General features: G+C 49.7%; 24 protein-coding genes. 15 read left to right on the top strand and 9 right to left on the bottom strand.

All coding sequences use genetic code 11. The features are described from left to right. Positions 1-175 precede the first annotated feature (175 nt). From NQ510_RS07405 to NQ510_RS07395, 3 genes are read left to right on the top strand one after another with little or no spacing between them, the layout of a single operon-like run. The gene (locus NQ510_RS07405; protein ID WP_005824164.1) at positions 176-1,774 is read left to right on the top strand and encodes an aspartate:alanine exchanger family transporter; all 1,599 of its coding nucleotides are present in this window, start codon (positions 176-178) and stop codon (positions 1,772-1,774) included. A gap of 3 nt (positions 1,775-1,777) precedes the next feature. After that, on the top strand, positions 1,778-2,785 hold the full coding sequence (locus NQ510_RS07400; RefSeq protein ID WP_005824166.1) for an aminodeoxychorismate synthase component I: 1,008 nt from the start codon (positions 1,778-1,780) through the stop codon (positions 2,783-2,785). Beyond that, positions 2,769-3,380: an aminotransferase class IV family protein gene (locus NQ510_RS07395; protein ID WP_005824168.1), complete on the top strand. Its 612-nt coding sequence runs from the start codon at positions 2,769-2,771 to the stop codon at positions 3,378-3,380. Before NQ510_RS07400 ends, NQ510_RS07395 begins: the two co-directional genes overlap by 17 nt. Before the next feature lie 5 nt (positions 3,381-3,385). Here NQ510_RS07395 and NQ510_RS07390 read toward each other — a convergent pair whose 3' ends face one another. Next, on the bottom strand, positions 3,386-3,775 hold the full coding sequence (locus NQ510_RS07390) for a DUF2721 domain-containing protein (RefSeq protein WP_005824170.1): 390 nt from the start codon (positions 3,773-3,775) through the stop codon (positions 3,386-3,388). 177 nt (positions 3,776-3,952) lie between these two features. On the opposite strand from NQ510_RS07390, the gene NQ510_RS07385 reads away from it, so the two are divergent. The 5 genes from NQ510_RS07385 to NQ510_RS07365 all read left to right on the top strand — a co-directional run bounded on the left by NQ510_RS07385 (position 3,953) and on the right by NQ510_RS07365 (position 7,520). Further along, the gene (locus NQ510_RS07385; RefSeq protein ID WP_008665722.1) at positions 3,953-5,269 is read left to right on the top strand and encodes a 3-phosphoshikimate 1-carboxyvinyltransferase; all 1,317 of its coding nucleotides are present in this window, start codon (positions 3,953-3,955) and stop codon (positions 5,267-5,269) included. A 254-nt stretch (positions 5,270-5,523) separates the two neighbouring features. Beyond that, positions 5,524-5,952, top strand: a complete 429-nt coding sequence (locus tag NQ510_RS07380) for a hypothetical protein (protein WP_008665724.1) — start codon at positions 5,524-5,526, stop codon at positions 5,950-5,952. Positions 5,953-6,002: 50 nt separating this feature from the next. Further along, positions 6,003-6,815, top strand: a complete 813-nt coding sequence (locus NQ510_RS07375; RefSeq protein WP_005824182.1) for a metal ABC transporter permease — start codon at positions 6,003-6,005, stop codon at positions 6,813-6,815. A gap of 13 nt (positions 6,816-6,828) precedes the next feature. After that, positions 6,829-7,254 (top strand): tRNA (adenosine(37)-N6)-threonylcarbamoyltransferase complex ATPase subunit type 1 TsaE, encoded by a 426-nt coding sequence (gene tsaE / locus NQ510_RS07370; RefSeq protein WP_005824185.1) that lies wholly within the window; start codon positions 6,829-6,831, stop codon positions 7,252-7,254. A gap of 47 nt (positions 7,255-7,301) precedes the next feature. Further along, on the top strand, positions 7,302-7,520 hold the full coding sequence (locus tag NQ510_RS07365; RefSeq protein WP_008665728.1) for an immunity 17 family protein: 219 nt from the start codon (positions 7,302-7,304) through the stop codon (positions 7,518-7,520). Positions 7,521-7,581: 61 nt separating this feature from the next. Here the strand turns inward: NQ510_RS07365 and NQ510_RS07360 are convergent, their stop codons facing one another. The 3 genes from NQ510_RS07360 to dnaE form a co-directional block, all read right to left on the bottom strand. Next, positions 7,582-7,914 (bottom strand): hypothetical protein, encoded by a 333-nt coding sequence (locus NQ510_RS07360; protein WP_005824189.1) that lies wholly within the window; start codon positions 7,912-7,914, stop codon positions 7,582-7,584. A 111-nt stretch (positions 7,915-8,025) separates the two neighbouring features. Beyond that, positions 8,026-8,340, bottom strand: a complete 315-nt coding sequence (gene trxA / locus NQ510_RS07355) for a thioredoxin (RefSeq protein WP_005824191.1) — start codon at positions 8,338-8,340, stop codon at positions 8,026-8,028. Between the two features lie 166 nt (positions 8,341-8,506). Beyond that, positions 8,507-12,304: a DNA polymerase III subunit alpha gene (gene dnaE / locus NQ510_RS07350; protein WP_005824197.1), complete on the bottom strand. Its 3,798-nt coding sequence runs from the start codon at positions 12,302-12,304 to the stop codon at positions 8,507-8,509. A gap of 170 nt (positions 12,305-12,474) precedes the next feature. Here dnaE and NQ510_RS07345 point away from each other — a divergent pair, with 170 nt between their 5' ends. From NQ510_RS07345 to NQ510_RS07335, 3 genes are all read left to right on the top strand, one after another. Next, entirely contained in the window at positions 12,475-13,161 is a 687-nt protein-coding gene (locus tag NQ510_RS07345) for a phosphatidylserine decarboxylase family protein (RefSeq protein WP_005824199.1), read from the top strand. A gap of 13 nt (positions 13,162-13,174) precedes the next feature. Continuing rightward, positions 13,175-13,882, top strand: a complete 708-nt coding sequence (pssA, locus tag NQ510_RS07340) for a CDP-diacylglycerol--serine O-phosphatidyltransferase (protein ID WP_005835110.1) — start codon at positions 13,175-13,177, stop codon at positions 13,880-13,882. Positions 13,883-13,949: 67 nt separating this feature from the next. After that, complete coding sequence (locus tag NQ510_RS07335; protein ID WP_005824202.1) at positions 13,950-14,249, top strand: DUF4834 family protein; 300 nt, start codon at positions 13,950-13,952, stop codon at positions 14,247-14,249. Between the two features lie 24 nt (positions 14,250-14,273). Here the strand turns inward: NQ510_RS07335 and NQ510_RS07330 are convergent, their stop codons facing one another. Together NQ510_RS07330 and NQ510_RS07325 are read right to left on the bottom strand one after the other, a co-directional pair. After that, the gene (locus NQ510_RS07330; RefSeq protein ID WP_009037193.1) at positions 14,274-14,708 is read right to left on the bottom strand and encodes a nucleoside deaminase; all 435 of its coding nucleotides are present in this window, start codon (positions 14,706-14,708) and stop codon (positions 14,274-14,276) included. Between the two features lie 25 nt (positions 14,709-14,733). Continuing rightward, a complete protein-coding gene (locus NQ510_RS07325; RefSeq protein ID WP_005824205.1) occupies positions 14,734-14,967 on the bottom strand; it encodes a hypothetical protein in 234 nt (77 codons plus the stop codon). Between the two features lie 180 nt (positions 14,968-15,147). On the opposite strand from NQ510_RS07325, the gene NQ510_RS07320 reads away from it, so the two are divergent. The 4 genes from NQ510_RS07320 to NQ510_RS07305 all read left to right on the top strand — a co-directional run bounded on the left by NQ510_RS07320 (position 15,148) and on the right by NQ510_RS07305 (position 18,498). Beyond that, the gene (locus NQ510_RS07320) at positions 15,148-16,950 is read left to right on the top strand and encodes a S41 family peptidase (RefSeq protein ID WP_005824206.1); all 1,803 of its coding nucleotides are present in this window, start codon (positions 15,148-15,150) and stop codon (positions 16,948-16,950) included. Then, complete coding sequence (locus tag NQ510_RS07315) at positions 16,950-17,315, top strand: YraN family protein (RefSeq protein WP_005824208.1); 366 nt, start codon at positions 16,950-16,952, stop codon at positions 17,313-17,315. The genes NQ510_RS07320 and NQ510_RS07315 overlap by 1 nt, the downstream gene beginning before the upstream one ends. Positions 17,316-17,384: 69 nt before the next feature. Beyond that, on the top strand, positions 17,385-17,741 hold the full coding sequence (locus tag NQ510_RS07310) for an MmcQ/YjbR family DNA-binding protein (protein ID WP_005824210.1): 357 nt from the start codon (positions 17,385-17,387) through the stop codon (positions 17,739-17,741). After that, positions 17,725-18,498 carry a biotin--[acetyl-CoA-carboxylase] ligase gene (locus NQ510_RS07305; protein ID WP_005824213.1) on the top strand — a complete coding sequence of 258 codons (774 nt, stop codon included), beginning with the start codon at positions 17,725-17,727 and terminating at the stop codon, positions 18,496-18,498. The genes NQ510_RS07310 and NQ510_RS07305 overlap by 17 nt, the downstream gene beginning before the upstream one ends. A gap of 121 nt (positions 18,499-18,619) precedes the next feature. Here the strand turns inward: NQ510_RS07305 and NQ510_RS07300 are convergent, their stop codons facing one another. The 3 genes from NQ510_RS07300 to NQ510_RS07290 all read right to left on the bottom strand — a co-directional run bounded on the left by NQ510_RS07300 (position 18,620) and on the right by NQ510_RS07290 (position 24,486). Further along, positions 18,620-21,061 (bottom strand): sugar-binding domain-containing protein, encoded by a 2,442-nt coding sequence (locus tag NQ510_RS07300; RefSeq protein ID WP_034525340.1) that lies wholly within the window; start codon positions 21,059-21,061, stop codon positions 18,620-18,622. Between the two features lie 36 nt (positions 21,062-21,097). Continuing rightward, positions 21,098-22,705 carry a glycoside hydrolase gene (locus NQ510_RS07295; protein WP_005824217.1) on the bottom strand — a complete coding sequence of 536 codons (1,608 nt, stop codon included), beginning with the start codon at positions 22,703-22,705 and terminating at the stop codon, positions 21,098-21,100. Positions 22,706-22,824: 119 nt separating this feature from the next. Next, a complete protein-coding gene (locus tag NQ510_RS07290) occupies positions 22,825-24,486 on the bottom strand; it encodes a RagB/SusD family nutrient uptake outer membrane protein (RefSeq protein WP_005824219.1) in 1,662 nt (553 codons plus the stop codon). Positions 24,487-24,499 lie beyond the last annotated feature (13 nt).

Genomic DNA, 24,499 nt, shown 5'->3' with positions numbered 1-24,499 from the left:
GCCCTGCCCCACGCAGGAATACCGGTCATATAGGCCGATATATATATTAAGATGATGTGTCAAAACGGTTGATGGCACATCATCTTTTTTTATATGCCACAAGGAAGCAATACTTTTTCTATCTCACTTTTTTGCACTATCTTTGTGACATAAATTCCTAACTCTTTAACTGATTATGTTTGCTGACTTGTTAAACTCCTCCTATTTCGCGCTCTTTCTCATTGTGGCTTTAGGCTTCATGTTGGGAAGAATCAAGATTAAAGGGCTTTCGCTCGACGTCTCCGCCGTCATCTTCATTGCCCTGCTGTTCGGACACTTCGGTGTCATCATCCCCAAAGAATTAGGAAACTTCGGACTGGTGCTCTTCATCTTCACCATCGGCATCCAGGCCGGTCCCGGATTTTTCGACTCCTTCCGGAGCAAGGGCAAGACGCTTATCATCATCACCCTGCTCATCATCTGCTCCGCCGCCCTGACGGCAGTAGGACTGAAATATGCCTTCGACATCGATACTCCCAGTGTCGTGGGACTGATAGCCGGTGCCCTGACCAGTACGCCGGGACTCGCCGTTGCCATTGACAGCACCCATTCCCCACTGGCATCCATCGCTTACGGTATTGCCTATCCTTTCGGCGTTATCGGCGTGATTCTCTTCGTTAAGCTGCTGCCCCGTATCATGCGCATCGACCTCGACAAGGAGGCGCGCCGGTTGGAGAAGGAACGCCGCAGCCAGTTCCCGGAACTGACAACCTGTCTGTTCCGCGTAACCAACCCCGCCGTCTTCGACCGGAGCCTGATGCAAATCAATGCGCGCGCCATGACCGGAGCCGTCATCTCACGCCACAAGCACAACGAGCAGATAGCCATCCCCACCGCCCAGACCATCCTGCACGAGGGAGACTACATACAAGCCGTGGGTAGCGAAGAGGCCTTAAACCAGCTCGCCGTCCTCGTGGGCGAACGCGAAGAAGGCGAACTGCCACTCGTAGACATGCAGGAGATTGAATCCCTGCTGCTCACCAAGAAGGATATGATAAACAAGCAGCTGGGCGACCTCAACCTGATGAAGAACTTCGGCTGCACCGTCACCCGCATCCGCCGAAGCGGCATCGACCTCTCCCCCTCGCCCGACCTGGCCCTAAAATTCGGCGACAAACTGATGGTGGTGGGCGAGAAGGACGGCATCAAGGGAGTGGCACGCCTGCTGGGCAACGACACCAAGCAACTGTCCGACACCGACTTCTTCCCCATCGCCCTGGGCATCGTGCTGGGCGTGCTCTTCGGCAAGCTCAACATCTCCTTCTCGGACAGTCTGTCGTTCTCTCCGGGACTGACGGGAGGCATCCTGATGGTCGCCTTGTTCCTGAGCGCCATCGGAAAGACCGGCCCCATTCTGTGGTCCATGTCCGGCCCTGCCAACCAACTGCTGCGCCAGCTGGGACTGCTGCTCTTCCTTGCCGAAGTAGGGACATCGGCAGGACGGAATCTGATGGCCACGTTCCAGGAAAGCGGCTGGCTCTTGTTCGGCGTAGGCGCCGCCATCACGCTGGTGCCCATGCTGGTGGCAGTATGCGTAGGCCTGTTCGTGTTCAAGATAAACATTCTCGACCTGCTGGGCACCATCACCGGCGGCATGACCAGTACGCCCGGCCTTGCCGCCGCCGACTCCATGACGGACAGCAACATACCGAGCGTGGCCTATGCCACGGTATATCCCATTGCCATGGTGTTCCTCATTCTGATAATCCAGGTGATAGCCTCCGCAGTCTATTGACGCATGAAGACGTACAGCCGGACAGAAACCATCGCCCGCATGAACGCACTGGCCGGAGCCAATGTGCCCTTCCTCTTCATCGTAGACTACGCGCAAGAGCAGTCGCACATTGAGCCCCTCGACCGGATAGACCCCGCCACCTGCCTTTTCCAATTCCCGAAGGCAGGCAACACGGAGACGGCTGCAACAGCCCTTGCCAGAAGCACAGCCGCCCGATGCGCCGGCCCTATCCAGTGGGACATCACTCCCCCTTCCCCCGCCGCATACAGACATTCGTTCGACCTCGTGAAGCAAAACCTGCTGGCAGGCAACAGCTACCTGACGAACCTCACTTGCCGGGTACCCGTCACCACCAATCTGACACTGGAAGAAATATTCCTCCACTCCGAAGCCTTGTACAAGCTGTGGCTGAAAGACCGGTTCGTCTGCTTCTCCCCCGAAATCTTTGTCCGCATAGAGAAGGGCAAGATAAAGTCCTTCCCCATGAAAGGCACCATCGACGCTACCCTGCCCGATGCGGAACAGCTCTTGATGCAGGACACCAAAGAGGCAGCCGAGCACGCCACCATCGTCGACCTGATACGCAACGACCTCAGCATGGTTTCGGAACACGTCGAAGTGACCTCCTACCGATATATAGACCGCCTGCAAACCAATAAGGGCCCCATCCTCCAGACCAGCTCCGAGATATGCGGCACCCTGCCCGAAGACTACACCGCACACCTGGGCGACATCATCTTCCGCCTGCTTCCTGCCGGCTCCATCACCGGTGCCCCCAAGCCCAAAACCGTAGAAATCATCGCCCAGGCCGAGGACTACCGCCGGGGCTTCTACACCGGCATCATGGGGCATTATGCCGACGGACAGCTGGACAGCGCTGTCATGATACGCTTCATCGAGCAGGAAAACGGCCAGCTCCACTTCAAGGCAGGAGGCGGCATCACCGCCAAAAGCCGGTGGGAAAGCGAATACAACGAAGTAATACAGAAAATATATGTGCCTATTTATTGAAACCATACGCATCGACCACGGAAGGGTCTGCAACCTTTCCCGCCACAACCGGAGGCTGAACGATACCCGCGCCCACTTCTGGCCGGAAAGCACACCGCTGCAACTGTCCGATTATCTGTCGTCTCCCGGCTGTGGAGCAGGCATCACCGGGGCGGGCATCGTCAAGGCACGCGTAGTGTATGGTGAAAAAGGTATTGAAGACCTCAGCTACTCCCCCTACGCCGTGCGGCACGTGCATTCGCTGGCACTGATGCAGGCCGATACCATCGACTACACCTACAAAAGCGCCGGACGCGAACCGCTGAACTGCCTCTTTGCCCTGCGCGGCGCATGCGACGACATTCTGATTGTGAAACAAGGCCTGCTGACAGACACCTCCATCGCCAACATCGCCCTTTCCGACGGTACCCACTGGTACACGCCGGCACATCCCCTGCTGAAAGGGACCAAACGGGCAGCCTTGCTGGAAGAAGGAATCTTGCAGGAAAAAGATATCAGACCGGAAGACTTGCCTTCATTCTCTACTGTCAGGCTGTTCAATGCCATGATTGACTGGGGAGAACTGGAACTCCCCGTACGGAACATCATCCCGTAGAGCCTCTACTCGTGCATATCGTTGAGATGTATCTCCAAAGACTTCACCGATATATATATTTCGTACACCGATATGGCCAGCGAAATAATCAGCAATATCAGCGCCAAACCGAAGATATAGGCCGAAAGCAGATGGAGACGGATATAGACAAAGAACATGCTGACCACGCACAGCAGCAGGCTGCCGATGCCCGCCACCTGCATGGCACGCGTCAGGTAGAGCCGCTTCCTCAGGTTGGCAATCTGCGCCGCCTTCACCGAAGACGGGTTCTCCATGTACTGTTCCTTCAAGGTGCGCACCAGTTGGGCATAGGACAAGAAACGGTTGGTATAGGCCAGCATAATCAGCGATATGGCCGAAAACAGCAAGGCGGGGGTGGTTAAATCTATTTCCATAAGAATGATGCTTAATTATATCTATCCGTCCCGATAGCAGGACTTACCTCCGCAAAGATAAACGAAAGATTGAAACCACAGAAACAAGTTTCCTTTTTTCCATTTCCCAAAGATTTATCCTACTTTTGCAGTGACAATAAAAAAACTCCTTACCACCGTAACTTAACAAATACGACCATGCGATATACCGTTTCCGCTCCTGCCTCACTGCACGCAGCCATACAGCTCCCGGCATCCAAAAGTATCAGTAACCGGGCACTCATCCTCCACTCCCTTGCCCACGGCAATATCCTGCCCCGCAATCTGAGCGATTGTGACGACACCATAGTGATGACTCGCGCCCTCGACGGAAATCCCGGACATATAGATATCCTTGCCGCCGGCACCGCCATGCGTTTCCTCACCGCCTACCTCAGCGTAACTCCTGGCACCCGAATCATCACCGGTACGCAACGCATGCAGCAACGCCCCATCCGCATACTGGTAGACGCCCTGCGAGAGCTCGGCGCCCGCATAGAATACGTCGGAAACGAAGGGTTCCCTCCCTTGCGCATCACCGGAACAGAACTGACCGGCAGCGAAATATCCCTCGCCGGCAATGTCAGCTCACAATACATATCCGCCCTGCTGATGATTGGTACCGTCCTTCCCAAAGGCCTGCGCCTGCACTTGACGGGTGACATCATCTCCCGCCCCTACATCAACCTGACCCTGCAACTGATGCGCGACTTCGGCGCCCAAGCCGACTGGGTCTCCGAAGATTGCATCACCGTCAGCCCCGGCGGATACACGGATACCCCTTTCACCGTAGAAAGCGATTGGAGCGCCGCCTCTTACTGGTATCAGATGATGGCAATAGAAGGAATTAAAAATGAAAAAATAAAAGGGGGAGACAGAAGTAGCGCAAAAGAAAGTGAAGACAGCACGAAGGAAGAAGCGCACACGGCAGAAATCGAACTGCTCGGTCTCTTCGCCCACAGCTATCAAGGCGACAGCCGCGGCGCGGAAGTCTTTACCCGCCTCGGCGTCCATACCGAATATACAGACCGGGGAGTAAAACTGACCCGGAAGGGTACTCCCGCCACCCGTCTCGACGAAGACATGGTGGACATCCCGGACCTGGCGCAGACCTTTGTCGTCACCTGCTGCTTGATGGACATCCCTTTCCGCTTCACCGGACTGCAAAGCCTCAAAATAAAGGAGACCGACCGTATCACCGCCCTCATTACGGAACTGCGCAAACTGGGTTACGTCGTGCGCTCCGAGCAAGACAGCATCTTGTTGTGGGATGGCGAACGCTGCCCGGCAGACGCTGACCCCGTCATCGCCACCTACGAAGACCACCGTATGGCCATGGCATTTGCCCCCGCCTGCCTTGTACTGCCCCAAATACGGATAAATGAACCACAGGTCGTTACCAAATCTTACCCTGCTTACTGGGAAGACTTGCAAAAGGCGGGATTTAAAGTCTGCCAAGATGCAATGCAATCTTAGAATAAAGCTTTTATTCTTAGAAATACAGCCTTTATTCTTAAGAATATAACCTTTATTCTTAGGAATAAAGGATACATTCTAAGATTAGGATGCATCCAAAGTAGTTTTATACTGCGTTCCAGGCAAGTAATGCCTGCGTCGGGTGGAAGTAATCTGCCTACCTGCAATCTGACTCATTATTTTGTCGTGTACAAAACAATGTGTATCTTTGTCCGTTCTATTAATGGAACATGTTTTTCAAGAAAAGGAAGCCCATGTGGATATTGATTATTAGCCTGATTGTCCTTGCCCTCGTGGCAGCCACAGCCGGAATTATACGCAACCGGAAACTGCAGAAGAAGATAGACCGCGGCGAACTGGACGCCATGCCCGAAGTGCAGGAAGTGAATTCCGAATGCTGCGGACAGCATGAAATCTGCGAACGTGACAGCTTACTGGCAGCCGTCAGCAAACAAATTGAATATTACGATGACGAGGAACTGGACAAATACATCGGCACCGCTCCCGATGCCTATACTCCCGAGCAGGAAGACGAGTTCCGCGACGTGTTCTACACCATGCAAGACACGGACGTAGCCGGATGGGTACGCAGCCTGCAACTGCGTGGCATAGCCTTGCCGGACAACATCAAGGATGAAGTGTTCCTCATCATCGGCGAACGCCGTCTCACCCCCCATTCCTAACACTCCACATCCAACTTTTAATTTTTAATTCTTAATTTTTAATTGAATAAATGGAGCTACTGCAATACACTTTTTTCCAACATGCCCTCATCGGCAGTCTGCTGGCAAGCATTGCTTGCGGGCTGATAGGCACGTACATCGTTACCCGGAGACTAGTGTTCATCAGCGGCGGATTGACGCATGCATCTTTTGGCGGTATCGGTCTGGGATTGTATACCGGCATTTCCCCCATTCTGTCGGCAGCCTTGTTTGCAGTCTTGTCCGCTTTCGGTGTAGAGTGGCTCAGCAAACGGAAGGATATGCGGGAAGACTCTGCCATTGCCGTATTCTGGACATTGGGCATGGCACTGGGCATCATGTTCACTTTCCTCTCGCCGGGATTCGCCCCCGACTTGTCCGCCTATCTCTTCGGCAACATTCTCACGATTACCTGGAGCGACATCGCTCTATTGGGAGGGCTCGCCGTCCTGCTGATACTGTTTTTCGCGCTGTATCTCCATCCCATCATCTACGTGGCTTTCGACCGGGAGTTTGCTCGCTCGCAAGGTATTCCGGTGCAGGTATTCGAATATGTACTGATGATGTTCATTGCGCTGACCATCGTGGCATGCCTGCGCATGGTGGGCATCGTGCTGGTTATTTCACTGCTCACCGTTCCGCAGATGACCGCCAACTTGTTCTCGCACCGGTTCCACCGCATCATCTGGCTTTCCATCGGCATCGGTTACCTCAGTTGCCTGGGCGGGCTGATGATTTCTTTCTACTTGAATGTCCCCTCGGGTGCATCCATTATATTCTTTTCCATCATTATCTATGCCATTTGCAAGACGGGAAAAAGTTTTTGGCTATATTTGCAACGCTAAATCAAAAGACACAATGGAAATCAAAATTCAGTCATTAGACCAGATTCACGAAGCCGCCCGCCAGTTCATCGCTGAAATGGGTGACAATACCGTCTTCGCCCTCTATGGAAAAATGGGGGCGGGCAAGACGACTTTCATCAAAGCCGTTTGCGAGGAATTGGGCGTTTCCGACGTCATCACCTCCCCTACCTTCGCCATTGTTAACGAATACCGTTCCGACACTGCCGGCGAACTGATTTACCATTTTGACTTCTACCGCATCAAGAAGCTGGAAGAAGTGTATGACATGGGGTACGAAGATTACTTCTACAGCGGCGCCCTCTGCTTCATAGAATGGCCGGAGCTGGTAGAGGAGCTTCTGCCGGGTAATACCATCAAAGTGACCATTGAGGAAATAGAGAACGGAGAGCGGAAAGTCACCCTGGAAGACTTTGAATAACCCCTCCCCCCTCTTTTTAATTTTTAATTTATAATTTTTAGTTCTCCATGAGCCAATACATCGTTCAAGGGATTTTTGCCGTCGCAGGCATCATCGCCTTGCTGGCAGCCATATTGGACTGGAACTGGTTCTTTACTGCCCGAAACACCCAGTTTATCGTACAAAATGTAGGGCGGCGACAAGCCCGCCTGTTCTACGGCGTATTGGGTGTCATCCTCATCGGCACGTCCATCTTCTTTTTTCTGAATACGCCACCGGCTACATAAAAACAAAAAATCGCGGATGAAGCCATGCTCATCCGCGATTTTCCTATACTTTTGATACAGACTATTCTTCGTCCAAAGATTCCGTATATTCCATCTCACCTTGTACGATGAAAAGGATTTCTTCCGGATCATAGTCACCCATCTCATCCTTATGGGCTTCCTTGACAATATAGTCCACGATTTTCCCCAAATCAATCTCGATGTACCCATCCGCATCCGGCTGCGCATCAAGGATGCCGCTCTCGGAATAGTACTCGTCAATCAAATCGAGAAAATAATAGAACTCGTCGTCAGAGAACTTCTCTTTCAACTCCTGCGGCAAATAATTCTTGATGTACTCGATGGTCTTTTCATCATCGACATCATTCTGCAAAAAATCGTCTTCCATTCCCATACTTACTATTGCTTAAAGGGTTAATGTTATTGACTATTTGACGATTTACTATTTACTATTTAGCTGCGCCATGATGCCGAAAGGGTAAATCGTAAATCGTCAAATAGTACCTTATAATATCGCTTCTATCTTGGCCACGTAAGCAGATTTCGGAGCAGAACCTACCTGCTTGTCCACCAGCTCTCCATTCTTGAAGAACAAGACTGTAGGGATGTTGCGTATACCATATTCGGCAGCCACATCACCGTTCTCATCCACGTCACATTTGCCAATAATCACCTTTCCTTCATATTCAGTAGCCAATTCATCGATGATTGGTCCCACCATCTTACAAGGGCCGCACCAAGGTGCCCAGAAATCCATAACGACCGGCTTTCCCTCTGCCAGGATTTCTTGAAAATTGCTGTCTGTAATTTCTAAAGCCATTTCTTTTAATATTAAATGTCAACTATAATTATTAATTTACTGTCAATTGCGTTTTATCAACCTTCGCTTTCAAAGCAAAGATAGTGCAAACCGAATGCAAAACAAAATGAACTTGTTCATTTTTTATGCCGAGGTGCAGCCTATCTTCGTTTTCCAACAAAGATAACTAATTAATCCTGAACTCAAGGTCCGGACGCTCTTTTAAATAAGTAATCAGTTCACGCCCCACGGAAAGCTTCACGGGACGGGAAATCAAATCGACCGTCATCTTGCTATCCTCATCTCTGACTTTGAAATAAAGCTCCGTACTGCCCGGACGTTCCTTGGTCAGTTCTGCCAGTTCAGTTATCAAAGCCTTGTTCAGCACACTCAGCGGAATGAGAATGGTTATCTTCTCAATCAGTTTCTCCTTGACGTCAGGCAACAGTTCCATGGAGGTTATCTTCAGCTCCAACTCATCCTGCCGCCATTGCTTGGGCTGGCAACGGGCTTTGATGAACAAGAAGGTACGTTCACCCAGATACCCCTGATAGGTCACCCAATCATTTCCGAAGAAAGGAAGCTCTGCCGAACCGGAATAGTCTTCAATCTTGGCTATGCCGTAAGGATTTCCATTTTTGCTGATACCGCGACGCACGGCGGTCACGATGCCACCCATTGTTATTTCGCGTCCCACAAGTGCCGTCTTATCTTCCAGCTCTGTCATGTGAGTGTTGCAAACATGCTCCAGAACTACGGAATACTCATCCAACGGGTGTGCGGACAGATAGATACCTACCAAATCGCGCTCCCGGTTCAAACGGTCGAGGTCGCTCCAACGTTCCGCTACCGGTATTTCCGGAGTGGCGATATCCACCACATTCTCACCGCCGAACAAGGAGTTTGCAGCCGCAGCCTGGTCGGCCTGGTAACGGTTACCATACCGCACCAAGGTTTCGAGGAAGACCTCGTTCTTGGAATTTACGGCAAAATACTGCTCTCGCTTCAGCTCCGGGAAGCTGTCGAACCCGCCCGCCAAAGCAAGACATTCCAGATTCTTCTTGTTGCAGGCTGTCAGATTGACACGCTGCACAAAATCAAATATACCCTTGAAAGGACCATTCTTCTCGCGTTCCTCCATGATGCTCTGCACAGCACCCTCGCCTACCCCTTTCACCGCGCCAAGACCAAAACGGATATTGCCTTCCTTGTTCACGGTGAACTTCAGGTTACTTTCATTCACATCCGGCCCCAATGTATTGATGCCCATTGCCTTGCATTCATCCATCAGTTTGGTTATATCGGTAATATTCGCCAAACTTCGGCTCATGACCGCCGCCATGTATTCGGCCGGATAGTTGGCCTTGAGGAAAGCCGTCTGATAGGCCACCCACGAATAGCAAGTGGCATGTGACTTGTTGAAGGCATAGGACGCAAACTTTTCCCAGTCGGCCCAGATTTTCTCAAGCACTTTCGGGTCGTGGCCGTTCTTTTGTCCACCCGAAATGAATTTCGGCTTCATGTGGTCCAGCTTGTCACGCAGTTTCTTACCCATCGCCTTACGCAAGGCATCGGACTCACCACGGGTGAAGTCCGCCAGCAAACGCGACAGAAGCATGACCTGCTCCTGGTAGACCGTAATGCCGTAGGTATCCTTCAGATACTTCTCCATGATGGGGATGTCATACTCGATGGGCTTGCGTCCCCACTTACGGTCGATGAAGTCGGGGATATAATCCATAGGACCCGGACGGTAGAGGGCATTCATGGCAATCAAATCCTCGAAAGTGCTCGGTTGCAACTCACGCAGATATTTCTGCATACCGGCCGATTCAAACTGGAACGTACCGATGGTGCGGCCGTCGCAATAGAGTTTATAGGTAGCAGGGTCGGAAATGGATATCTTGTCGATGTCGAGTTCCAAGCCGCGGTGCAGACGTACATTGGCAACGGCTTCCTTAATGATGGACAAGGTTTTCAGTCCGAGGAAGTCCATCTTGATAAGTCCCGTATCTTCGATGACGGAACCTTCGTATTGGGTAACGAGCATCTTCTCGCCCGTCTCCTTATCATCCGCCGTGCTGACGGGTACCCAATCCGTGATGTCGTCACGGCAAATAATAGTACCGCAGGCATGCACACCCGTACCGCGTACATTACCTTCCAGCATCTTGGCATATTTCATCGTATCGCGCACCAGGGGATCGGGCGAAGCCTCCGCAGCCTGCAATTCGGGCACGTAGGCAATGGCATTGGGCAGGTTGAGTTTCTTGTCGGGAATCTTATCCGGCACGAGCTTGCACAGACGGTCCGATTCGCTCAAAGGCAGTTTCTGCACGCGCGCCACGTCCTTGATGGCCATCTTGGTCGCCATCGTGCCATATGTAATGATGTGCGCCACCTTCTCTTGCCCGTACTTCTCCGTCACCCAGCGGAGCACTTCTCCACGCCCGTCATCATCGAAGTCCACATCGATATCAGGCAAAGAGATACGGTCGGGATTCAAGAAACGCTCGAACAGAAGGTCGTATTGAATCGGGTCTATTTTCGTGATGCCCAAGCAATAGGCCACCGCCGAGCCGGCAGCCGAACCACGTCCCGGTCCTACCGAAACGCCCAGCTGTGTGCGGGCGGCATTGATAAAGTCCTGCACAATCAAGAAGTATCCCGGGAAACCCATCGTCTTCATGATGTACAGCTCAAAGACCAGACGTTCCTTCACCTCGTCGGACAAGGGATCACCGTACAGTTTTTTAGCACCGTCGAATGCCAATTTTGCCAGATAGTCGGCTTCCAGCTTGATACGGTACAGCTTGTCGTAGCCCCCCAGACGCTTTATCTTGGCATTGGCGGCATCCTCATCCAGCACCACCTTGCCGTTTTCATCCTGGGTAAACTCATCAAATAAGTCCTTTTCGGTATATTTCTGCCGATAGCCCTCTTCCGTTCCGAAATCTTCCGGAATAGCAAACGTAGGCATAATAGGAGCGTGGTCGATGGAATAATATTCCACCTTGTCCAAAATCTCCAAGGTATTGGACAAGGCTTCGGGAACATCCTCAAACAAGGCGTTCATCTCAGCCTTTGTCTTCATCCATTCCTGCTTGGTATAAAGCATTCGGGTAGGGTCATCCAGATCTTTACCCGTGCTCAGACAAATCAGGCGGTCGTGCGCTTCTGCATTCTCTTCATCCACAAAGTGGACGTCATTGGAGCAGATAACCTTAATGTCATATTTCCGGGCAAGCTCCAGCAACTTGGCATTCGCCTTCTGCTGAAGCGGATAGGCTTCGTGGTTGGCACGGGGAACAGTGGCTTTATGGCGCTGAAGCTCCAGATAGTAATCATCGCCAAACAGATTCTTATACCAGCGTACAGCTTCTTCTGCCTCTTCCAGCTGGTCATTGATAATCTTCTTAGGAACCTCGCCACCGATACAAGCCGAGCAGACAATCAGCCCCTCATGGTACTTTTCCAGTTCACTGCGGTCTGTACGCGGACGCATATAGTATCCCCTTGTCCAGGCATGCGATACAAGTTTTATCAGATTGTGATACCCCTTCTCATTCTTTGCCAGCACAATCAGGTGATAGCCACTCTGGTCCGGCTTCCCCTCCTTCTTATCCATGGTTCGGCGGGCCACATACATTTCACAGCCTACAATCGGCTTGAACAGCTTGCTTTCCGCTTCTGCCATCTTGGCACGACAATCGGCAATCTCCGCTTCCTTGTCTTCACACTCTATCTCACCGCTTTCAATACCGGCAATCCTTTTCTTGAGGTCCTTTATCTCCCCCTTTGGCCCGCTGTTCTTCTTGTTGACATAGTTGGTGAACTCCTTGATACCGAACATATTTCCATGGTCGGTCACGGCAATGCCTTTCATACCATCCTTCATGGCCTTGTCAACCAGCCTGCTGACACTTGCCTGACCATCCAGAAGAGAGTATTGGGTATGGACATGTAAATGAACAAAATCTTGCATATATATCCTTTCTATTGAGAGCCTAAAATTACAACCTCTATCACAGCTAACAAAAATATTTCCCAAAAAGTTATCAACATGCACATTTCTCTCTCCAAATCCTTGTTAGATTTTCAAAATAAGCCTATTTTTGCAGATAATTTCTATCTAAATTAGCAAATACGATATACATGGGTCGATTAAAAAGATTAAAAAAGATACGCATACACCGTGAAGGAACACATACATTGGCAGGCAGCCTGGTTCTGATTCTGGCTGTCAACACTGCCCTTTACTTCGGATTGGAATGCAAAGTTCCTTTTTACGTAGTAGCGGTCATCAGCCTCATAGTATATGGCATACTCGTGAACTTCTTCCGCTGCCCCATCCGTTTGTTCGGACAAGAAACGGAGAAAGTCGTGGTAGCTCCTGCCGACGGTAAAATCGTAGTGGTGGAAGAAGTGGAGGAAAACGAATACTTCCACGACCGCCGTATCATGGTATCTATATTCATGAGTCTGGTTAATGTACACGCCAACTGGTATCCGGTAGATGGTACGGTAAAGAAGGTATGGCACAAAAACGGGAAGTTCATGAAAGCCTGGCTGCCCAAAGCCAGCACCGACAACGAGCGTTCCACCGTAGTAATAGAAACTCCGGAAGGCGTGGAGATTATGGCACGACAGATAGCCGGAGCCATGGCGCGCCGCATCGTGACCTATGCCGAACCGGGCGAGGAATGCTATATTGACGAACATATGGGTTTCATCAAATTCGGATCCCGCGTGGATGTCTTTCTACCGTTGGGCACCGAAGTATTCGTTAAACTAGGACAACTGACTACCGGCAATCAGACTGTGATAGCCAAACTTAAATAATAAAAGAACAACAATGGCAAACTGCATTACCCGCCATATTCCAAATACTCTGACCTGCCTGAACCTATTCTCCGGGTGTATTGCTTGTGTCATGGCATTCGAAGCCAGATATGAATGGGCACTCGCTTTCATTATCTTCAGTGCCGTATTCGATTTCTTCGATGGCATGATGGCACGTGCACTGGACGCACACTCCATTATCGGCAAGGATTTGGATTCTCTGGCAGATGATGTCAGTTTCGGAGTGGCCCCTTCCCTGATTGTATTTTCCTTGTTCAAGGAAATGGACTATTCGGGCGCAATGGAAAGCTTGGCCGGCGTTTTCCCCTATCTCGCATTTCTTTTGTCCGTATTCTCTGCACTGCGGCTTGCCAAGTTCAACAACGATACCCGCCAGACGAGCTCTTTCGTAGGACTTCCCGTCCCGGCAAACGCCTTGTTCTGGGCTTCATTGGTGACGGGCGCTCACGACTGGCTGGTGAGCAGCAATTTCCATCCGGTTTATCTGTTGCTGCTGGTCTGCCTTTTCTCATGGCTGCTTGTATCGGAGATTCCAATGTTCTCACTCAAATTCAAGAATCTGTCATGGAAAGACAATAAAACAAGCTTCATTTTCCTGCTTGTCTGCATTCCGTTCCTCATCTTCTTGGGAATCTGCAGCTTTTCTGCAATCATCGTCTGGTATATACTGCTTTCGCTTATTACAAGGAAAAGTAAATAAACAAATCTTTGGCACGGTTGTTGTATTGAAGTTCGCAGAAAACGAACACATAAAAAGACATTAGCCCATGTTTCATATTTTAGGATTTTTATTCATCATCATAATTGCCATTCTGCTCATTGGCCTCAGCATTATCGGTACTGTCATCCGGAACATATTCGGATTGGGCGGACGCCGTACTTCCTCCAACTCCGGTCCCTACCAAAAAGGAAATGGTAATTACCAGCCGGGAGGGTATTCCTACAATGATAATAGACAATCGTCTGAGGAGGCACAAACTGAAGAAGGTGAAATACGCCCCCGCCACAAGAAACTGTTCTCCAAAGACGAGGGAGAGTATGTGGATTTTGAAGAAATCAAAGAGTAGAGATTAGGGATAAAGGATTAGAGATTATTTGCGCTTGGCGGCAAAGAACTCTTTCATCAGGGCGGCACATTCATCTGCCAGAATTCCTTTTACTACTTGTGTTTTGGGATGCAATGCCTGCGAGGCATAGCGCTGATACCCTCTTTTCTCATCTTCAGCACCAAACACCAGACGTCCCATCTGCGCCCAGGCAATGGCACCAGCACACATCACGCAGGGTTCCACTGTGACATAGAGAGTACATTCATTCAGATATTTGCCGCCAAGAGTTGCAGCGGCAGCGGTAATGGCTTGCATCTCGGCATGGGCGGTGACATCCGTCAAAGTCTCCGTCAAATTATGGGCACGAGCTATGATACGGTCCTTGCACACCACAACTGCACCTACGGGAACTTCTCCCCGTTCACCGGCCTTATGGGCTTCCAAAAGCGCCTGCTTCATATAATAGCTATCGTCCAACGCCACCCCCTTTAATTTTTAATTTTCACCTCCTCATGTCGTGCTCACCGAACAAAGTAGGATAATCCTCTTCCATATTCTTATGGATAAACATGAGAATAGTCTCCCGCAGCCAACGCGACTTGTTCGTTATCTTGTATTTCTCCAGATAACGGTCCACAATCCGCTGCTCTTCCTCGCTCATCAGGCATACCATGCGCTGCTCGCGTTTCGGTTCTTCGGGCGTTGCTTTCGCACACGTTTTATCTCTCTTTCTCATATTTCCTGCAAAATTACTTTTACTTCTGTAAAAACAAAACGAACCTACGTAATTTTTATATCGGAAACACTTAAATAGCACTGAAATATTTTTTTGACCGGTAAACTTAAAGTATTTCTTAAAAACATTTTAATTTAGTAATTAAAAACGTATTTTTGGAGAGTTCTAAATTTAAAAGGTATGAAACATGTAAATTATCTTAGTTTCTTTCTACTCACATTGTTCAGTATAAGTTTTATCTCATGTAGTGACGATGACGATAATAAACTTAATACCGGCATAACCAATCAGAGTTGGACAGAGGGAAAATCCCTGGAGATCAGCCAGGATAATGAGTTGTCTGTAAGCTTCAATGCTGCAGCCAAATGGGTAGCTTCCGTCACCTCAGGAGCGGATTGGTGCAAACTGAATACGACCTCGGGTACAAAAGGACAAAGCACCTTGAAATTATCTGTAAGTACAAGTTCCACCACCGACCGGACAGCCAGAATTTCCATTAATATAGACGGCTATTCTCCTGCAAGTTTTGAAGTTACACAAAAGGGGACCAGTGTTCCCCAAACCACTGAAGATATGGAGATTAACGCAAAAGTTGATGAATATCTGAGGGAAATGTATCTCTGGAACGATGAATACAAAACGTTGAATCTTGACCATAACAAAGGCTATGAAGACTTCTTCTATGATGCATTGGGAAGTATGACTACCAATACATTGGATAAAAAAACATATGTCGGTAGCGACGGCAAGACATATTATAATCTTTTCTCTTATATCCAGCTATTGCCCAATATTAGTTCAACCCGTACCACCAAAATTGTAAACAAGGAACTGGCATATAGTTTCGGTATCACCGGTATAACCCCCATAAGCATTGGCACACAAGCAGAAAATACCATTTATTTCTGCCTCCAAGGTGTATATCCCGATTCACCGGCCTCCGAAGCTGGACTCAAACGAGGAGCAATGATAAGCCTGATAAATGGAAAGAAGATAAATAATAACAATATTAATAACTTCTATTACGACATATTGTCACCAGATGCAACTATCAACTATACTTTGACAGAAGATGTCGTAGAAGGAGGCACCATTACCGGGCAAAAGGAATACACCATAACTTCCAAAGCCACATACAACAACCCCGTCATCTTCAGTAATGTCAAGGAAGATATAGAAGGACATAGAATCGGTTACCTCGTTTATTCTGGGTTCGAGGCAGGCTTTGACCAAGAATTATTCAATGTTTTCAAAGATTTTAAAAACAAGAACGTCACAGATTTGATTCTGGACTTGCGGTACAATGGTGGTGGGCATACCATGTCGGCTAATCTGATAGCAACTTGTATTGCCGGTACTGCCTCTCAAGGTAAAGTATTCAGCAGTTTACGATACAATGATGAAAGAATGGCAAAACTCAATAACAAACGGGAAGATGAATTATTTGCATACTCCAGTTATCCCAACTTGGGTACTTCCTTATCAGCCGGAAGCCTCAACCTTCCCCGCGTCTACTGCCTTGTCGGAAATGGAACGGCCTCTGCCAGTGAACTCGTCATTAATTCCTTAGAAGGAATAGATTTGGACGTAATACTTATAGGTGAAAAGACCACTGGTAAGAACGTAGGTATGGAATATGAGGAGTACACTGTCCGGAATAACACATATCGTGTTGTTCCTATCACCATCCAAAGCTATAACGCCAAAGGATTCGGGGAGTATGAAAAAGGATTTGAACCCGATATATTGATGGATGAAACCAATCCTTATAACGAACAAGGTGTATTCTATATTCATAAAGATTATGGAAACAATGAAGAACCTCTGTATGCCAAGGCCATTGAACTGATTACCGGTACAAATCCAGCCCCCCAAACGCGCAGTGCAGTGGTCAATACATTGGATGGTAAAACTTATAAGTTGCCCGCTATCTTCCGTCCTGGACACGACGGTATGCTGATGCCTGCCAGACACGCAGAATAATGAGTGCACACAATATTCTTGGAAAAGCCGGTGAAGACGCCGCTGCCAAATACTTGGAACAGAACGGTTACACCATACGTGACCGTAACTGGCGGAAGAATCACCTTGAGCTGGATATTGTAGCCGACAAAGATAAGGAACTGATTATTGTGGAAGTGAAAACCCGTAGCAATACGGATTACATTGAGCCGCAGGATGCCGTGAACTGGCAGAAAATACGACGTATTGTCGTAGCGGCCGATGCCTATATCAAGCACTTCTGCTTGGATGCACCCGTCCGCTTCGACATCATAACGGCTGTAGGCGAACCGGGTGCATTCAGGATAGAGCATCTCAAAGAAGCCTTCTATCCGCCGATGTTCTGAGAGTTGAAAATTGACAAGCAAGAGTTATTTCAATCGTAAATTGTAAACCGTAAAACCGTAAATACCATCATGGACATCGAAACCGCCCGCGAATATTGCCTCAGCAAAAAAGCCGTCACGGAATGCTTTCCGTTTGACGAATACTCGCTCGTGATGAAAGTCATGAATAAAATGTTTGCACTTATCGACCTGGAAAGCGCCAACAAGATTTGTCTGAAATGCGACCCCGAATATGCACTCGAACTGCGGGAGCACTATGTTGCCATCGAAGGTGCCTATCACTTCAACAAAAAGTACTGGAACCAGGTGTTCCTTGACGGTGACGTCGACGACAAACTGTTGAAGCAACTGATAGACCACTCCGTGGAAGAAGTATTGAAGAAGTTCACCAAAAAAATGCGTACCGAATATGAAGCCCTGCCCTGACACATTCCCGTTCCCGCTGGTGGCATTGGACGAGACGGCATCGACCAACCAATACCTCAGCCAGCTTTGCAACCAGTTGCAAGAATCCGTTGCCGAACTAACAACCGTGACTGCCGAGTTCCAAACTGCCGGTAAAGGCCAGCGCGGCAACACCTGGGAAGCTGAAGAAGGCAAGAACCTGCTTTTCAGCTTTGTACTCTACCCTTCTTTTCTGGAAGCCCGCCGGCAGTTCATCCTTTCACAAATCGTTTCCCTCGCCATTAAGGAAGAGCTGAGCAGATGGTCTGATGAAATCACCATCAAATGGCCGAACGACATTTATTGGAAAGACAAGAAAATCTGCGGCATACTGATAGAGAACGACCTTTCCGGACATCATATCAGGCGCAGCATTGCCGGAATCGGTATCAACATCAACCAGGAAGTCTTCAACAGTGATGCTCCCAACCCCGTCTCACTGAAACAAATCACCGGAAAGGAGCACGACCGTTATGAAATCCTTGCCCATATCCTAAGACGTGTACAAATCTACTACAACAGCCTCCAAATGGAGGACTTCGCCGTCTACTCCGACGAGATATCCACACGGTATGCCCGCTCCCTTTTCCGTCGCCGGGGATTGCACCCTTATGAAGATACCAACGGCAAGTTCCTTGCCCGGTTGCTGCGTATAGAGCAAGACGGACGGTTCGTGCTGGAGGATGAAGGAGGAAGTGAACGGGAATATCTGTTCAAGGAAGTGCAATACATTCTGTAAGAAATGCACAACCCGTGCCATCGCATTGGCAAAGTTGTGCCACCATACTGGCACAGCCTTGCCATCGTACTGGCACGACTGTGCCAATACGATGGCACAAACATAAGTCCATAGTAGTGTACTACTGCCCTACTTCAAACTTTACTTCAGTTCCTTTCAGAAGGGGGGAAGCAAACTTTACTTTAACCGGTCCCTCTCCTCCGGTAGTCTGTATATAGGCCAGCAAACGCCCGTGGTATACGCGGTGACGGTTATCGGTATAATCACTCATGTCACTGTTGTCAGAGCCTTCGAGCCCAAGCAGACGCGCCGCTCCTTCAACTGTACACGTAATTTCATTGTCGCCAAGTTTCACAACAGTACCTTCTTCGTCAACCACCTCTACGGTGATGTGCGCAGTGGCGCGGTCGCCGGACAAAATAGTGCGATCCGCCGTGGCACGGATGGCATAAGGACGTCCGGATGTCCGGATGGAATAGCTCGACAAGGCATTTCCTTCCTTATCGCAGCCCTCAGTACGAAGCTCACCAGCCCGGAAAGGAATATCCCAGTAGATGATGCCGGTCTTTTCATCATAAGGTTTCATCTCGCCTACCACCCTGCCGTTGAGCAGCAAACGCGCCTGCGGAGCATTGGTATAACACACCACACGTATGTTCTGCCCCTCGTCATAGTTCCAGATGTCCCATGCATCAGGCGAAAGGAATACATGCTCGGGATGCTTGGGATGGGCATATACCGGATATGTTCCTGCATACGTGACCGGATTCTCGCACCACAACGAAGCCCGGAAATGTCCGCGTGGCTTGGGGAAACTTCCGAAATCGAGCAAACCCGTGTACAAACCGCGGGACGGCCATCTGCCCGATTCACCCAGATAATCCGTACCGGTCCAGATGAACTGCCCGAAGATGAAATCCTTGTCGCGGACGGCATACCAGGCATCAAGCCCCGAACCCGTCTCGCTTCCATAGATAATGCGGTCCGGATAAGTGGCATGGTCTTGGTCGTAGCGGTTTTCCGTATAGTTATACCCCACCACATCCACAGCATCGGGATACTCCGTCTCGTTCGACATCACGACACCCGCCAAAGCTCCGGTCACGGGACGGGAAGTGTCCACGGCACGTACACAGGCAGCCAGACGCTTTGCTATGGTTCCGATGCGCATGGCATCGGGAGCATCCGGCTTATAGCCCCCGAACATAGGCTGGTTGATTTTAGCTCCATCAAGAACGGGATGCGAATAAGGGTCGTTCGGATAATCCACTTCATTGCCGATACTCCACAAGAAAATACAGGTATGATTGCGGTCACGACGTACCATATCGGTTACGTCCCGTTCTATCCACTCCTCGAAGAAGTCGAAAGTACCGTCATAACTCGGAGTACCCACATTCCAGCCTTGTACCCATTTGCGTTTCGGAAACTCCCATTCGTCAGAGACTTCATCCATTACAAGAAATCCCAGGCGGTCACACAGTTCATAAAGAACGGGGGCTTGTGGGTTATGGCTCATGCGGATGGCATTTACGCCAATCCCTTTCAAGTTATTCAGGCGGCGTTCCCATACCTCCGGCGGCACTACTGCACCCAGCACTCCTGCATCATGATGCAGGCATACACCTTTTACCTTCATCCAGTTGCCGTTGAGGGCAAAACCTTTGTTGGCATCAAATTCCAGCGTACGCAGTCCCACTTTGGTCTCACTGCCGTCAATGCGTTTGCCATTGGCAAGCAATTCGGTTTTCAATGTATACAGATACGGATTATCCAGATTCCAACGATGGGGTTTGGACACTTTCAAGTCAAGACTTTGCTTGGCAATGCCCTCTTTTCCATCGGCAACACGCACACGGCGTTGTGCCACCTTCTTTCCGGCAGTATCGTACAGTGAAGCCTTCAGTTCCAGTTTGTCGGAAGTTGCCTTGTGCTTCTCCACCTCTACATCGACCGCAACGACGGCTTGCTTGTCTGTCAGCGAAGCGGCATGCCAGCCCACACCCCATTGCGCAATATGTGTATCGGGAGCAGCCACCAGCCATACATCGCGATAGATGCCCGACCCCGTATACCAACGTGAATCGGCATAACGGCTATGGTCTACACGGACAGCCAGCACATTGTCGCCTTCCTTCAGGTAAGGGGTCATGTCGTAAAGAAACGATACATAGCCGTTGGGGCGCCTGCCAAGCAGATGCCCGTTCAGGTAAACCTCGCTCCGGTTATATACCCCTTCGAAATAGATATAATGACGTGTTGCGTTGTCTTCAACCCTGAAGTGTTTGCGATACCAGCCTATCCCACCCGGCAGGTACCCGGTGCAACTGGCCAGTGTGGGCGACAATTGCCCCTCTATGGACCAATCGTGTGGCAAAGAAAGCTTCCGCCATTCGCTGTCGTCATAGTCAGTCCGGACAATAGCCGAGTCGTCCGTCAGCCGGAACAGCCATCCGTCATTGAATTTTGCGGCATCGCCAAATGCCACCTGCGCCTTTATCGGAGCAACGACCAGCATTGCCAGCAAAAAGATAAGAGCAGTCCTGTTATTCTTAAAATACATTTTCATATAGATTTTCTTTGAAGTTAAACTAATTCCTTACTTCAGGCTATACACCACGGTTGTCACACTCTTGGCTTCCAGAATCACCTGCTTGCCTGCCGCCACCGTTCCTTCCACCAGATTCTTGCTACCGGTAGTTGTATAAGTAGCTATTGACTTCGCTTCATTGCTCCATCCCACATGCGTTTCACCTAAGCGAACCGCCTTATCAGACATGTTTGTATAGACGGCCACTACCTTATCCCCCTCGGGAGAAAGCCAGGCGGAACCGAAAAAAGTACGCGATTCGTTCAAGTCGAGGGCAATACGGCGGTATCCCGGACGGATAAAGCGGCTGTAATTGCCCAGTACCCAAAGAGTGGCAGTAGCCTGATAGCTTCCCTCCTGCTCTATATCACCATACTCGCCACCGGCAGGTACCAGCGAAATCAAGAGAAAACGGTTCTTATGCCCCCAACGGGAAACATCCATCGATGTCCAGTAACTCCAGGAAGACACCCCAGCCACAGTGAGGTCATTGTGGATGACCTTCGACATGTAGAAAGCGATATCCATCTCAGAAGCCTGCTCGTAGCCCACGAATTCGGAACTGCTGTAATTATCGCCCAGCATACTCCATTCACTCTGCCAAACATCCAGATTATACTGACCGGCAGCCTGGGCCACTTGCTTGCGCACGTTGCGCATACCGTCCCATGTGCCGTCAGTCCAATAGCTGTGTCCGCAAATGAGATTCTTCACGTGTGCCAAGTCACCCACGTAGGCGGAAGAGCCGGGTGTAAAGAAAGCTGAGAATATATTACTGCGGTTGGCATCGCCTTTCACTTTATACAGATACTCCCAATCACCGGATTCGCCCAAGAGAATGTCTGTGGAAAGCCCCCGGTCATCCAACGACATATCCAACTCGCGTGCCAGTGCAGCCACTTCGTCATTGGTCCAGCCACTGCCCTCCTGACCGCTGTCCCAGTTGTACTGCGGCTCGTTGACGGGCGAGATATGGCTTATGTGATAGCCTTCACCGGTATAACGGGCCGCTACATCGGCCATATATCCTGCAAAGTCACCATAATGCTCCGGTTTCAGATTGGAAAGTCCCCCTCTGGCGGAAAATCCTTTTCCATTATAGGTGTACTGCACGGGAGGTGTATTGCTGAAAAGAACGAAATTGTTACATCCCAGCTCCTTGGCACGGTCCATGAAGTAACGTTGTCCCTCGCAACGGGTCCAGTCGTACGTCAAGTCATCCGTAAGATAGGATTCCGCACGACGGGATTTATCCTCGATGCCGCTGGCTTCACCTTGCGCGGCACTGCCGCCACCAAGATTCACCCGCCATTGGGAAAGGCCGATTCCTTTCGGCTTGCCGCCCACAATCTCTGAAGAAAAAAGCAGTTCCGTAATCCCCGCACGGTGCGAAGTCCATGACTTGCCCACAAAGGCAGGCGACCAACAGTCCGAAGCGCCAAAGCCGGCTATTGTCTGGAAAGTCTGTCCGGCATCGATGCTCACCAGTTTCTCTACGCTGTTTGTAATGTCCGGACCCTCAGGAGTGTCTGGAGTATCCGGCGTAACGGGAGAATCGTCGCTGCAAGCCATTGCAGCAAGCAGTGCCGGAAGAATAAAAATGTGTCTCAAATTCATGATATTGTTTCGGATTAAAAAAACTGCCGCGGATAATCCATTGCAAACTATCCGCGACAGAATATAAAGACCTATTGAATAATCAGTTCCTGCAACAATCTGTTTTCATCAGAATGTGTTTAATTCCAACCCGGGTTCTGGGTAATGGAACCGTTGGACATCGTGATTTCGTACAAAGGAATGGGGAACACCATGTCGCGGTTTTCATTGAAAGTGATGCCTTTGTCACTTGCTTCACCTTGATTTTCCCACTCAAGAGCGTCACGGGTAGCCTCTTCAGTGTTCCACTTCACAAAGGAACCGTTCGGTCCCAGGATATTGCTAATCACCTTTTTACCATTTGTATCAGTCCAGCGGCGGATATCATACAGACGGTTCTGCTCGAAAGCCAATTCCAAACGGCGCTCCAGGCGAATGGCACTTTGCAATGCCTTTCCACTTGCCGTAACGTCATCCAACTTGGCACGTCTGCGCACCTGATTGAGAGCATCACGGGCAGAAGCGTCATCACCCAGTTCATTGCAAGCCTCAGCATACATTAAAAGGACATCGGCATAACGCAGAATACGGTGATTCAAAGGACTCTTGTCCGTGGCGTAAGCCGTTGCATCGCCTTGAGCACGATATTTCATCGGCAGGAAATACTTGCGGATGATACGCGCAGACTTATGGTCAGCGGGATTGATAATATAGCAATTGGGGTCCCAACCATATTTATCAAGATATTCCTGATACTTATTCAACGCTTTGCTTGCGTCAATGAAATCTTCGAATTGGTCTTCGCCGGCAATTTCTGTACAGCCCGACTTGATTATTGTCCATTTCAAACGTTCCGTATCACCGGCCTCAATATAAGCTTGCTCCAAATTTGCCGTAGGCTGACACCAGCTCCAACCATCACCAGGACCATTACGGGCACCGGTTACCGTAGCAAGCGCCCCTCCTAAGCCCAAAGTGGGATGATATTCATACTGGATTTCCAGAAGGCTCTCCGCACTGTTGTCATAGTCGACATTCCATACCTGCCCGAAATCGGGAAGCAATTGGTATTCGCCTTCATCTATCACAGTCTTCAACACATCATGGGCAGCCTGCCATTTCTCCTGATAGAGGTACACTTTACCCAATAATCCTAAAGCGGCGCCACGGGTAGCATGCCCTACTTGCGCAGTACTGCGTTGCGGCAGTATTTCGGCAGCTGCCATCAGGTCATCCTCTATGAATTTGTACACGGCTTCTGCCGTAGCACGTTCTGTTCCCTCCACTTCTTCCGGCATTTGGAAACTGGTCATCAAGGGCACCCCGCCAAAATTTCTCACCAGTTCGAAGTAATAGTAGCCACGCAGGAAACGGGCTTCTGCCACCAGACGGTCTCTGGTTTCTGTCTCTTGGGTTTCGAGAGCCGCAATGCGATCTATGGCTATGTTACAACGTAAAATACCTTTGTAACGGTACTGCCAAAAATTGGAGATAGGACCATTGCTGGCACCGTTTCCCTGATAATGTGCCAATGAGATATAATCACTCTGAGACTGAGAGGTATTCCCCATCCAGGCATCATCTCCACACATTTCGGAAAGTAACCACACGGTGTTGATTTGCCACCATCCTCCATATGTCATGGCCTGATAACAGCTCGTGACTGCGGATTCACACTCTTCTATGGACTTATAATAAGTGTCCACGTTCAATTGCCCGCGTACGTCTTCGGTCAGGAAGTCCTCGCAAGAGGTAAACACCAGCGAAGCAATCAGAACTACTATTGTAAATATTCGTTTCATGGATAATCAAGAA

Source organism: Bacteroides uniformis (assembly GCF_025147485.1).
GTDB classification, from domain to species: Bacteria; Bacteroidota; Bacteroidia; order Bacteroidales; family Bacteroidaceae; genus Bacteroides; species Bacteroides uniformis.
Note: the sequence above shows the minus strand (reverse complement) of the source record. Positions and strands in the feature narration are given on the sequence as shown.